Annotated in this window: 11 protein-coding genes and 1 pseudogene; all 12 read left to right on the top strand. The window is 37.5% G+C overall.

What is annotated here, in order from left to right:
* Positions 1 to 15 precede the first annotated feature (15 nt).
* The 12 genes and pseudogenes from truB (at position 16) to dapA (ending at position 12822) form a co-directional block, all read left to right on the top strand.
* Positions 16 to 924, top strand: coding sequence for a tRNA pseudouridine(55) synthase TruB (gene truB / locus G4D63_RS00420; RefSeq protein WP_163176589.1), 909 nt, complete (start codon positions 16 to 18; stop codon positions 922 to 924).
* Positions 925 to 955: 31 nt separating this feature from the next.
* A complete protein-coding gene (gene ribF, locus G4D63_RS00415) occupies positions 956 to 1900 on the top strand; it encodes a bifunctional riboflavin kinase/FAD synthetase (protein ID WP_163176587.1) in 945 nt (314 codons plus the stop codon).
* A gap of 123 nt (positions 1901 to 2023) precedes the next feature.
* On the top strand, positions 2024 to 2293 hold the full coding sequence (gene rpsO, locus G4D63_RS00410) for a 30S ribosomal protein S15 (protein WP_163176585.1): 270 nt from the start codon (positions 2024 to 2026) through the stop codon (positions 2291 to 2293).
* A gap of 249 nt (positions 2294 to 2542) precedes the next feature.
* Positions 2543 to 4657: pseudogene (gene pnp, locus G4D63_RS00405) on the top strand (polyribonucleotide nucleotidyltransferase).
* Between the two features lie 348 nt (positions 4658 to 5005).
* Positions 5006 to 5992, top strand: a complete 987-nt coding sequence (locus tag G4D63_RS00400; RefSeq protein ID WP_163176583.1) for a polysaccharide deacetylase family protein — start codon at positions 5006 to 5008, stop codon at positions 5990 to 5992.
* A gap of 44 nt (positions 5993 to 6036) precedes the next feature.
* Complete coding sequence (locus tag G4D63_RS00395; protein WP_163176581.1) at positions 6037 to 7275, top strand: M16 family metallopeptidase; 1239 nt, start codon at positions 6037 to 6039, stop codon at positions 7273 to 7275.
* A 177-nt stretch (positions 7276 to 7452) separates the two neighbouring features.
* Complete coding sequence (locus G4D63_RS00390) at positions 7453 to 7713, top strand: YlmC/YmxH family sporulation protein (protein ID WP_163176579.1); 261 nt, start codon at positions 7453 to 7455, stop codon at positions 7711 to 7713.
* A gap of 243 nt (positions 7714 to 7956) precedes the next feature.
* Entirely contained in the window at positions 7957 to 8856 is a 900-nt protein-coding gene (dpaA, locus tag G4D63_RS00385; protein WP_163176577.1) for a dipicolinic acid synthetase subunit A, read from the top strand.
* Complete coding sequence (locus G4D63_RS00380; RefSeq protein ID WP_163176575.1) at positions 8856 to 9458, top strand: dipicolinate synthase subunit B; 603 nt, start codon at positions 8856 to 8858, stop codon at positions 9456 to 9458. The genes dpaA and G4D63_RS00380 overlap by 1 nt, the downstream gene beginning before the upstream one ends.
* 130 nt (positions 9459 to 9588) lie before the next feature.
* Complete coding sequence (gene asd, locus G4D63_RS00375) at positions 9589 to 10632, top strand: aspartate-semialdehyde dehydrogenase (protein ID WP_163176573.1); 1044 nt, start codon at positions 9589 to 9591, stop codon at positions 10630 to 10632.
* 71 nt (positions 10633 to 10703) lie between these two features.
* Positions 10704 to 11933 (top strand): aspartate kinase, encoded by a 1230-nt coding sequence (gene dapG / locus G4D63_RS00370; protein ID WP_163176571.1) that lies wholly within the window; start codon positions 10704 to 10706, stop codon positions 11931 to 11933.
* 19 nt (positions 11934 to 11952) lie between these two features.
* Positions 11953 to 12822 (top strand): 4-hydroxy-tetrahydrodipicolinate synthase, encoded by an 870-nt coding sequence (gene dapA / locus G4D63_RS00365; RefSeq protein WP_163176569.1) that lies wholly within the window; start codon positions 11953 to 11955, stop codon positions 12820 to 12822.
* Positions 12823 to 12829 lie beyond the last annotated feature (7 nt).

Here is a 12829-nt window from a genome sequence, read left to right as displayed (position 1 = left end):
CTTTTGGAGGTAAAAATGGAAGGAATACTTTTATTACATAAGCCTAAAGGATTAACCTCTCATGATTGTGTGTTTAAACTACGAAAAATACTGAAAACCAAAAAGGTCGGTCATACAGGGACATTAGACCCAGACGTAACTGGGGTTCTTCCAATTTGTATTGGAAGAGCAACCAAAATAGCAGAGTACATGACGGGTGACAGTAAAACCTATGTGGGCGAGGTCACATTAGGTTATTCCACTACCACTGAAGACGCATCAGGTGAAACAGTAAAGGAAGTTCCTGTTGACCGAGTCATTACCCGAGATGAAATTTTACAGGTTCTACATAAGTTAACCGGTGAGATTAAACAAACTCCTCCTATGTATTCTGCAGTTAAAGTAAATGGAAAAAAATTATATGAGTATGCAAGAAAAGGACAAACGATTGAACGTCCATCGAGAGATATCACAATATATGACCTAAATTTATTAGATGATCGGGATTCCTTTGAGGGAAATCAAATCAGCTTTTCATTTAAGGTTACTTGTAGTAAAGGAACATATGTCAGAACCCTAGCCGTTACGATCGGAGAGGAGCTTGGCTATCCAGCGCACATGTCACATCTTGTTAGGACTGCCTCTGGCCCTTTTCAATTAGATGAATGTTCAACGTTTGAAGAAATTGAGCAGGCAATGGAAACTGGAGCAATAGATTCGATATTAATCCCGATTGAACGAGCACTTAAGCATTTGCCTAACTTGGAAATTGATGATAAAGTAGCAGTAAAAGTCAGGAATGGTGCAGTGCTGGAAACGTCTCCTATTCTTGAGGAGCATCATCAAGTACTGTTATTAGATCAATCAGGCCAAGCCCTTGCTATCTATGAAAAACACCCTACTAAGCCAGGGTTAATGAAACCAACAAAGGTTCTATACATTTAGGTGGGGTATTACTAGAAATAAGGTGATCGACGTGGAAACAATTTATTTAAGCCATCCCCCAAAAATTGCAAATAAGATGCAGGCTCAAAAGGTGATGGCCTTTGGTTATTTTGATGGTGTACATATTGGGCATCAGAAGGTAATTTTAACTGCGAAGGAATTGGCAGGACAAAAAGGAATCAAGAGTGCCGTTATGACCTTTCATCCTCATCCTTCAGTTATCTTAAGGAAAGAGCAAGCGATTCAACATATGCTAACCCCACTGCATGAAAAAATTGAAGCCATCGAGAAGCTTGGAATCGATGAATTATATATCGTAGATTTTTCGGAAGAGTTTTCTCAATTACTTCCTCAAGAATTTGTTGATGAATATATAATTAACTTGAATGTAAAACATGTTGTGGCTGGCTTTGATTTTACTTATGGGAAAATGGGGAAGGGAACAATGGAAACAATTCCGTTTCACTCTCGAGGTCAATTCACACAAACTGTCATTGATAAGGTCCACCTCCAAAGTGAAAAAATTAGTTCATCCTATATTAGAAAGCTTCTTGAAAATGGCCAGGTTAACGAAATACCGAATCTACTAGGAAGGTTCTATAACATTAGGGGAAAAATAGTTCATGGTGAAAAACGTGGATCCACAATAGGATTTCCAACAGCGAATATCGGACTTGTAGAGCCTTACCACCTTCCTAAAACAGGTGTATATGCTGTTGAGTTAAATGTTCTTGGTGAGTATTATAAAGGGGTTTGTAATATTGGTTATAAACCAACCTTTCATCAAAAACTTACTGAAAAATCTATTGAAGTCCACCTCTTTGATTTTGATCAGAATATATATGGTGAATCTGTAGAATTAATCTTCCATAATAGAATTAGGGATGAGCAGAAGTTTAATGGAATTCAGGAGCTTGTAACAAGAATTCATGAGGATGTTAAGGAAGCAAAGGAATTCTTCAAGGTGAAGTTATAATAGACTTGCAATATGAAGCTAGATTAGGTATGATAATAAGCGTATGTTATGAACCATTGCTTGGCAAGTCGAATCACCGACGCTTGCTCGGTAATCGGGGATGAAAATTAGGAGGTGAAAAGGATGGCTTTAACACAAGAACGCAAAAATGAAATCATTAGTGAGTACAAAACTCACGCTTCTGATACAGGATCACCAGAAGTACAGATTGCTGTCCTAACAGAGCAAATCAACACGTTAAATGATCATTTACGCACGCACAAGAAGGATCACCATTCACGTCGTGGTCTTTTAAAGATGGTAGGTAAGCGTCGTAACTTACTTAACTACTTAAGAAACAAAGACGTTACTCGTTATCGCGAGCTAATCAACAAGCTTGGTTTACGTAGATAATAGGACGTTTTTAGGGGAACTTTGTTCCCTAGTAAAAAAGCGGGATTGTAATCCCGCTTTTTTATTATCCTAAATAAATTTTCCAATACATTACATTTATAGTACGTTTTATGGGTTTTATTACAAAAAATATTTACATATATGCAGACAATTGATATGTTTTAGATATTATAGGAAATACTAACTATTGGCTTATTATTTAATTTGAAAAATACATAGGAACTTTTAAAGCAAGAGAGGGGTACATATATGGGACAAGAAAAACAAATATTTTCCACCAATTGGGCAGGTCGTCCACTAACAGTTGAAGTAGGACAATTCGCAAAACAAGCGAGTGGAGCAGTAATGATTCGTTACGGTGATACTGCAGTTTTATCTACAGCAACTGCATCAAAAGAACCAAAGGATTTAAGCTTCTTTCCTCTAACAGTAAATTATGAAGAACGCTTATATGCAGTTGGTAAGATTCCTGGAGGCTTTATTAAGCGTGAAGGACGTCCAAGTGAAAAGGCAATTTTAGCAAGTCGTTTAATTGACCGTCCAATTCGTCCGTTATTTGCTGAGGGCTTCCGTAATGAAGTACAGGTTATTAGTATTGTAATGAGTGTTGATCAGGATTGTTCTTCTGAGATGGCTGCAATGTTCGGTTCATCTTTAGCACTAAGTGTATCTGATATCCCGTTTGAAGGACCAATCGCTGGAGTAACAGTGGGAAGAGTAAATGATGAGTTTATCATTAACCCATCTGTTGAACTAATGGAGAAGTCTGACATCCATCTAGTTGTAGCTGGTACAAAGGATGCTATTAACATGGTAGAAGCTGGTGCAGATGAAGTACCAGAAGAAATTATGCTTGAAGCAATTATGTTTGGTCATGAAGAAATTAAACGCCTTATTGAGTTCCAAGAATCAATTATTGCAAAGGTTGGTAAAGAGAAACGTGAAGTTGTTCTTTATCAAGTTGATGCTACAATCGAGCAAGAAGTTCGTGAACTAGCTGAGGTAAAATTAAATAAGGCTGTTCAAGTTTTTGAAAAGCATGCTCGTGAAGATGCAATTAATGAAGTAAGAAAAGAAGTTCTTGCTCAATACGAAGCAAAAGAAGTTGAGGGAAGCGTCTTAAAACAGGTTTCTGAAGTTCTTTATATGCTCGTAAAAGAAGAGGTGCGTCGCCTGATCACACAAGAGAAGGTTCGTCCGGATGGAAGAAAGTAGGATGAAATCCGTCCACTTGCTTCAGAAATTGGTCTATTGCCAAGAACACATGGATCAGGTCTATTTACTAGAGGACAAACCCAGGCATTAAGTATTTGTACATTAGGAGCTTTAGGAGATGTGCAAATCTTAGATGGACTAGGTGTAGAAGAGGAAAAGCGTTTCATGCATCATTATAACTTCCCACTCTTTAGTGTTGGAGAAACAGGTCCAATGAGAGGACCAGGTCGTCGTGAAATAGGACATGGTGCTTTAGGTGAACGTGCTCTTGAGCCGATTATTCCTTCTGAAAAGGATTTTCCATATACAATCCGCTTGGTTTCTGAAGTTCTAGAATCTAATGGTTCTACTTCTCAGGCAAGTATTTGCGCAAGTACATTAGCAATGATGGATGCAGGAGTACCGATTAAAGCACCGGTAGCAGGTATTGCAATGGGGCTTGTTAAAAAGGGCGAGCATTATACCATTTTATCGGATATTCAAGGAATGGAAGATCATTTAGGGGATATGGATTTCAAAGTAGCAGGTACTTCTAAAGGTGTAACAGCTCTTCAAATGGATATAAAAATTGAAGGCTTATCCCGCGAAATTTTAGAGGAAGCCTTAACACAAGCTAGAACAGGAAGACTACACATCTTAGAGCATATGTTAAGCGTAATTAACGAACCACGTGCTCAGCTGTCACAATATGCTCCAAAAATCCTAACAATGTCGATCAACCCAGATAAAATTAGAGATGTCATTGGACCAAGTGGTAAGCAAATCAATAAAATTATTGAAGAGACTGGTGTTAAGATTGATATAGAACAGGATGGAACAGTATTTATCTCTTCTATTCATGAAGACATGAACCAAAAAGCTAAAAAGATTATCGAAGATATTGTCCGAGAAGTTGAAGTTGGGCAGATGTATCTAGGAAAAGTAAAAAGAATTGAAAAGTTTGGTGCATTTGTAGAGCTATTTAGCGGGAAAGATGGGCTCGTACATATTTCTGAGCTGGCTGAAGAGCGAGTTGGAAAAGTGGAAGATGTCGTGTCAATCGGTGATGAGATCCTAGTGAAGGTAACGGAAGTAGACAAGCAAGGTCGTGTTAACCTCTCACGTAAAGTCGTGCTAAAAGAGCAAAAGGATGCCAACCCAACATCTTAAAGCAGGGTGAAGCTGAGAAGTCTAGTGTTCTGAGAACTAGCTTTTCGTAGTGTAACCATTGGGCTTTATAGGCAGAGATGCCGAATAAAACCTTAAGAAGAAGCTGGGAATCCGGCTTCTTTTTGTTCAAGAATAAGCAATTACAAGTAATTTTTTTCTTTTTATTATTTTCTATAATTTAAATAAAGCGCCAGATAGACCGGGATACCACTTGAAGAGTAAAAGGGAAGATCATCTTTTTTCTCTTCAAGGAACATTTGCTATGCCTGAAGCTAAGGAGCGCCTGAGCTTTTTGTTCTACCTTGTCCCCCTTTTACATATTTTTATTTACAAGGGGGATGTTAAAAAATGAAAAGAATGACATTGCAGTTATTTACTTTTTCTTCAATATTATTAGTAACATTGGGGTCCGTTCAAAATCCCTATACTAGTTTTTATTTATCTGAGCTAAAACAGCCCAGTGTGATGATGGTATCTAAACAGGTTGATTCATTGTACGACGAAATTAAATCTAATGTAGAAAAGTATGAGAAAAGTCCTCAGAATGCCGAGGTAGATAAGGTTTGGAAAGCAACACCTGGGTATAACGGGTTAAAAGTAGATATAGAAGCATCATATGAGAATATGAAAAAAGAAGGTATGTTTGATTCAAAGAAATTAGTGTACAAAGAGGTACCTCCTTCTATTCATTTATCTGATTTACCACCAGAACCTATTTATCGAGGTCACCCTGACAAGCACATGGTGTCATTTATCATAAATGTTGCTTGGGGTAATGAGTACATTCCATCTATGCTTGAAACCTTAAAAAAGCACAAGGTAAGTGCTACGTTTTTTCTGGAGGGGCGATGGGTCAAAGAAAATCCTGATCTAGCAAAAATGATTGTGGATGCTGGTCATGAAGTCGGGAATCACTCTTACAATCACCCTAATCTTAAAACAATGACAACTTCTTTAGTACGCGAGCAATTAGTCTCAACAAATAATGTCATTGAAGCAACCACAGGGAAGAAACCAACATGGTTTGCACCACCAAGCGGTAGCTACCGTCAAGAGGTAGTAAACATAGCGTCAGAATTAGAGTTGGGAACGATTTTATGGAGTGTAGACACCATTGATTGGCAAAAACCAACACCTGAAACTCTCATTGAGAGGGTGATGAATAAGGTTCATCCAGGAGCATTAATATTAATGCACCCTACAGATTCTACAGCAAAGTCTTTGGATTCACTCATTGTTAGAATAAAAGAAAAGAATTTGAAGTTAGGTCATGTAACAAACCTGTTGAGTGAAAAGAGAGTAGATCTTCCACCTATATCACAAGAAAAGCAATAATAGACATATCATGTAGGAGAGATCCTTATTTAGGAGGAAAGATTTTGATTAAAAAATTTACCTGCAAAAATGGAGTAAGAATCGTACTTGAAAATATTCCAACCGTAAGATCAGTAGCAATTGGTGTTTGGATTGGAACAGGCTCTAGAAATGAGACACCTGAAAATAACGGCGTTTCTCACTTCCTTGAACATATGTTCTTTAAAGGAACAAAAACACGTTCTGCTCGAGAGATTGCTGAATCATTTGATAGTATTGGCGGTCAAGTGAATGCTTTTACTTCTAAGGAATATACCTGTTATTATGCAAAGGTGTTGGATGAGCATGCGAATTATGCCCTAGAGGTATTGGCAGATATGTTCTTTAATTCTACCTTTGATGAAGAAGAGCTAAAGAAAGAAAAGAATGTTGTGTTCGAGGAAATTAAAATGTATGAGGATACTCCGGATGATATCGTTCATGACTTATTAAGTAGAGCTGCTTATAAGGATCATGCACTAGGATACCCGATCCTTGGAACAGAGGAAACTCTTACTACATTTAATGGTGATACGTTACGAAATTATATGAATGAAACATATATACCTGAAAACGTGGTTGTCTCTATAGCTGGAAACATTGACGAAGAGTTTATTAAGGTAGTTGAACAATTTTTCGGAAGCTATGAAACAGGAAAAAATTTGGCTGAAACATCGGCACCCACATTTTATCATGAAAAATTGGCTAGAAAAAAGGAAACAGAGCAAGCGCATTTATGCCTAGGTTACAATGGTCTTCAGGTTGGGCATGAAAAAATCTATAGCCTCATTGTATTAAATAATGTTCTAGGTGGAAGTATGAGTAGCCGACTGTTTCAAGAGGTTCGAGAGCAAAGAGGGTTAGCTTACTCTGTATACTCATATCATTCCTCCTTCAAGGATAATGGAATGCTAACCATTTATGGTGGAACAGGGAGTCAACAGTTGAATGTATTGTATGACACCATTCAACAAACCCTATCTACGTTAATGGATAAAGGTATTACAACTAAAGAACTTGTAAATAGTAAGGAACAGATTAAGGGCAGTTTAATGTTGAGTCTTGAAAGTACAAATAGTAGGATGAGCCGTAATGGGAAGAATGAACTACTATTAAAGAGACATCGAACGCTAGATGAGATTCTGGAATATGTTAATGAGGTAACAGAGGAATCTGTTAACCAACTAGCAACTACGATTTTTAATACAGAACCTTCAGTATCACTTGTGAGTCCAGATGGAAAGCTACCCGAGGCTATTCAATAAAACAAAAGGCGCAAGAGCCCCGGCAGTAATGATGACGGGCTAAGTAACAAGAAATGAAAAAGTATAATTTCTTAACCAAGAACAAAATGTCTGTAAGAGACCATCTTACAGGCATTTTTTTTAAGTTTTTCGATACATATATATTAAGGGATAGTCCATAAAAAAAGGAAGTGTGATATGAGACTAAGTGAGCTAAGTGGAAAAGAGATTGTTGATATGAAGCGAGCAGAACGTCTAGGGATTCTGGGTCAAACAGATCTTGAAATTGATGAAACAACCGGACATATTAAGGCTTTCATCATTCCAACTATAAAATGGTTTGGTTTTAAGAGACAAGGTACAGATATTCGAGTCCCATGGCATCATATTAAGAAAATTGGTGCAGATATGATTATCATTGATGTCCATGAGGATCCTCCTTACGCAAATAGAAAGTAAAACTAAGAGATGTTTTGAGCCAGTAAATGGCTTAAAGCATCTTTTTTTCTTCGTATAAAAAAAGTTAAATCGCTGTTTTATAGGCTCTGCTAGTAACTAACCGAGATATTCCATTTCTCCAATGAACATAATTATTCACCTAATAATAGCCTCCTACATAAGATGTTGAAGTAAAGTGCACAGAATCGTTAAGGCATTTGTATTAAAAATTGCCAGATTACAAAAAGAAGGTGAATGAAAACCATGTTAACTGGATTGCATATAGCAGTAATTGGTGGTGATGCAAGACAGCTTGAAGTCATCCGAAAGCTGACTGATTTGGATGCAAAGCTTTCATTAATTGGCTTTGATCAGCTTGATCATGGCTTCACTGGTGCTTCAAAGGAACAAATAGATGAAGTAGACTTCACAGAAATTGATGCCATCATCCTACCAGTAGCCGGCACAAATAGTGAAGGAGAGGTTGATACAATTTTTTCAAATGAAAAAGTTGTATTAACGAATGAGCTCATGTCCAAGACACCAGAGCATTGTACGATCTACTCAGGTATTAGTAACAACTATCTAGATGGTCTAGTAGATTCTACAAACCGAAAATTAGTTAAGTTATTTGAACGAGACGACGTAGCCATTTATAACTCAATTCCTACCGTAGAAGGAACAATTATGATGGTGATTCAGCATACAGAAATGACAATTCATAGCTCAAATGTCGTTGTCTTAGGTATGGGACGCGTTGGGCTTAGTGTAGCAAGGTCGTTCGCAGCGTTAGGAGCAAATGTCAGGGTAGGAGCTAGGAAGAGTGAGCATCTTGCAAGGATATTTGAAATGGGAATGAAACCTTTTCAACTTTCAGATTTAGAGCAAGAGGTTCAGGATATTGATGTTTGCATCAATACCGTTCCTCATCAGATTGTAACAGCTAGTGTAATTTCTAAAATGCCACCTCACACCTTAATTATTGATTTAGCTTCTAAGCCAGGTGGTACTGATTTTCGTTACGCTGAAAAAAGAGGAATTAAAGCTTTGTTAGCACCTGGTCTACCGGGAATTGTTGCTCCAAAGACAGCAGGGCAAATTGTAGCGAATGTGTTAACACAATTATTAAAGGAAGATGTTTTAGATAGGAAGGGGAATGCATAATGACATCTTTAAAAGGAAAACGAATTGGATTTGGTTTAACAGGTTCTCATTGTACGTATGATGCAGTTGTTCCACAAATTGAGAAGCTAATGGAAGCAGGAGCTGAAGTAATTCCTGTTGCTACAGATACAGTTCGGTTAACGAATACAAGATTTGGCGATGGTGATGAATGGATTGGGAAACTAGAAGAGATTACTGGCAATAAGCTAATTGATTCCATTGTTAAGGCTGAGCCACTAGGTCCAAAGCTTCCTTTAGATTGTATGATCGTTTCTCCATTAACAGGGAATTCAATGAGTAAATTTGCTAATGCAATGACTGATTCACCTGTATTAATGGCTGCTAAAGCAACTTTAAGAAATCAAAAGCCTGTTGTGTTAGGTATTTCTACAAATGACGCGTTAGGCTTAAATGGTATGAACCTGATGAAACTAATGTCAACTAAGAATATTTACTTCATTCCATTTGGTCAAGATGCGCCAGACAAAAAGCCTAATTCAATGGTTGCTAGAATGAGTTCACTAGTAGATACTGTAGTGGCAGCTCTTGAAGGGAAGCAATTACAGCCTGTTATTATTGAAAGATTTCTAGATGAGGAGTAGAAAATTTACTCTTCTATTGTATAGAGATATGATACAATAAAAGGTATTAATTGAAGGAGAGAATAACATTTTCTCCTTCCTTTGCTTGTCATAATATCTTTGGTTAAAAGTGGAAGGGGTATATATAAAAATGGTAAATGGTTTTCATGTTGCAGTCGTAGGAGCAACTGGTGCTGTTGGGGAACAAATGCTTAAAACATTACAAGACAGAGACTTTCCAATCTCAAAGCTGACTCTACTTTCTTCAAAACGTTCTGCAGGAAAGATAGTAGTTTTCAAAGGAGAAGAGTTCACTGTACAAGAAGCTACTCCAGAAAGCTTTGAAGGTGTTCAAATAGCTCTTTTTAGTGCGGGTGGATCTGTTTCTAAAGAACTTGCTCCAGAAGCAGTAAAAAGAGGGGCAATTGTCGTAGATAATACAAGTGCATTCCGTATGGATGAAAATACACCTCTTGTTGTTCCTGAGGTAAACGAGAAGGCACTTTTTGATTATAATGGAATCATTGCAAATCCTAATTGCTCTACCATTCAAATGGTTGTAGCTTTAGAACCAGTGCGTCAGGCATATGGACTTAAGAAAATAATTGTTTCAACCTACCAAGCTGTCTCAGGTGCAGGAGCTGCAGCTGTGGATGAGCTAATGAATCAAACAAAAGCAATCATAGATGGTAAGGAATTTACACCAGAAATATTACCAGTAAGTGCTGATGAAAAAAAATATCAAATTGCGTTTAATGCAATTCCACAAATTGATAAATTCCAAGATAATGGATTTACTTTTGAGGAAATGAAGATGATTAATGAAACAAAGAAAATTATGGGAATGGAAGATCTTTCGGTTGCTGCAACCTGCGTAAGATTACCGATTGCGACTGGCCATTCTGAAAGTGTATTTATTGAGGTAGAAAAAGAAGGTGTTACTTCTAACGATATAAAGACATTACTTGCATCAGCACCCGGAGTGACTCTTCAGGATAATCCAAGTGAACAGGAATATCCAATGCCTGCCCATAGTGTTGGTAAGAATGATGTGTTTGTTGGTAGAATTCGTAAAGACCTAACAGATGATAAAGGATTTCATATGTGGGTTGTATCAGATAATCTATTAAAAGGTGCTGCTTGGAACTCTGTTCAGATCGCTGAAAGCTTAGTTAAATTAGGTATTGTGAAGTAATCCTAATTTTATAGTCAAAAAGGGAGTAGTGACTCCCTTTTTCCTCTAACAATGATAAAGGGGGTGGCAAGATGAAAATTATTGTTCAAAAGTTTGGTGGGACATCAGTTAAAAATGAGGAAAGTCGTCTGCATGCTATTAGGCATGTACAAGAAGCCATGTCATCTGGTTATAAAGTAGTGGCAGTTGTATCTGCGATGGGTAGAAGTGGAGACCCATATGCGACAGATACTTTGTTAAACCTAGTTGGTGGGACCAAAGGTAAGATTAGTAAGCGGGAATACGATCTTTTGTTATCATGTGGTGAAACAATTTCTTCTATTGTATTTTCAAGCATGTTAAACGAAAGAGGTATTAAAGCAACAGCAATCACTGGAGCAAAGGCGGGCTTCCGAACGAATAATGAACATTTAAATGCCAAAATTATTGATATGCAGTGTGATGAACTGGTTGACATGCTTAATGATAATGATGTCATTGTAGTGGCTGGCTTTCAAGGGTTATCAAAAGATGGTTTTATTACCACATTAGGTAGAGGTGGAAGTGATACGTCTGCATCCGCGTTAGGTGTTGCCTTAAATGCTGAATGGATTGATATCTTTACCGATGTGGAAGGTGTCATGACTGCGGACCCTAGGATTGTTGAAAATGCCCGTTCACTTGACATAGTCACCTATACAGAAATTTGTAATATGGCCTATCAAGGGGCAAAAGTAATTCATCCTAGAGCAGTTGAAATTGCCATGCATGGAAAGGTTCCGATTAGAGTTCGTTCTACGTATTCAGATACTACAGGAACACTTGTTACTACTTTAGGAAATGCCAAGAAGGGCACTGACTTTAACGAAAGAGTTATTACGGGGATTGCTCACGTTTCGAATGTTTCTCAATTTAAAGTACTTTCAAAAGAAGGACATTATAATACCCAAAAAGAAGTCTTTAAAGCGATGGCAAATGCTGAGATCAGTGTTGATTTCTTTAATATCACACCTACTGGAGTAGTATATACTGTGTCGGGCGATCACACAGACCAAGCAATCGAAATTCTGGAAGGACTTGGGTACGAACCAGTTGTTACAAGGAAATGTGCAAAGGTATCTGCAGTAGGTGCAGGGATGAGTGGTGTTCCAGGAGTTACTTCTAAAATAGTAACAGCTCTCTCTGAAAATGGTATTCAAATCCTTCAATCAGCAGACAGTAATACAACGATTTGGGTGCTAGTTAAGGAAGATGATTTAGTGTTAGCTGTGAATTCGCTACATGATGCGTTTAATTTAGCAGAAAGTGAAGTTGAAAGTTAGGTTTAAGGAGGAATTTGCAATGGATTTTGGAAAAGTTTCTACAGCAATGGTTACACCATTTGATAGTAAAGGGAATATAGATTTTGCAAAGACGACTCAATTAGTAAACTACTTGATTAAGAACGGGTCTGATTCTCTTGTTATATCAGGAACAACTGGAGAATCTCCTACTTTAACAAGTGAAGAAAAGGTTGCGTTATTTAAGCATGTGGTTAGTGTAGTTGAAGGTAGAGTACCTGTCATAGCTGGAACAGGTAGTAATAATACAAGACAGTCAATAGAATTAACTAAAAAGGCTGAAGAAGCTGGTGTTGATGCAGTTATGCTAGTAGCACCTTATTATAATAAGCCGAATCAAGAAGGAATGTACTTGCACTTTAAGACAATTGCTGAATCTACTTCGCTTCCAGTAATGCTTTATAATATTCCAGGACGCTCTGTAGTGAATATGTCAGTTGATACAATTGTAAAGCTATCAGAAATTAAAAACATTGTTGCAGTTAAAGAGGCAAGTGGTGACCTAGATGCCATGACAGCTATCATTGCAGCCACACCAGAGGATTTTGATTTATATAGCGGAGATGATGGGTTAACTTTACCAGTATTATCAATTGGTGGTAAAGGAATTGTATCTGTTGCATCCCATATTATTGGGAACGAAATGCAAAACATGGTTCAATCCTTTCAATCTGGTGATTATACATCTGCAGCAAAACAGCATCAGCGCCTGTTGCCGATTATGAAATCTCTATTTCAAGCTCCAAGTCCCACGCCAGTAAAGACTGCTTTGCAGCTAAAAGGATTGGATGTTGGTTCAGTAAGATTGCCATTGGTTCCACTTACAGATCAAGAAAGAAGTACCTTAACTAAAGTACTGAATACGATATAAAAGAATC

It is taken from the genome of Bacillus mesophilus, from assembly GCF_011008845.1.
Classification (GTDB): domain Bacteria; phylum Bacillota; class Bacilli; order Bacillales; family SA4; genus Bacillus_BS; species Bacillus_BS mesophilus.
This window is presented reverse-complemented; position numbering and strand designations above follow the sequence as displayed.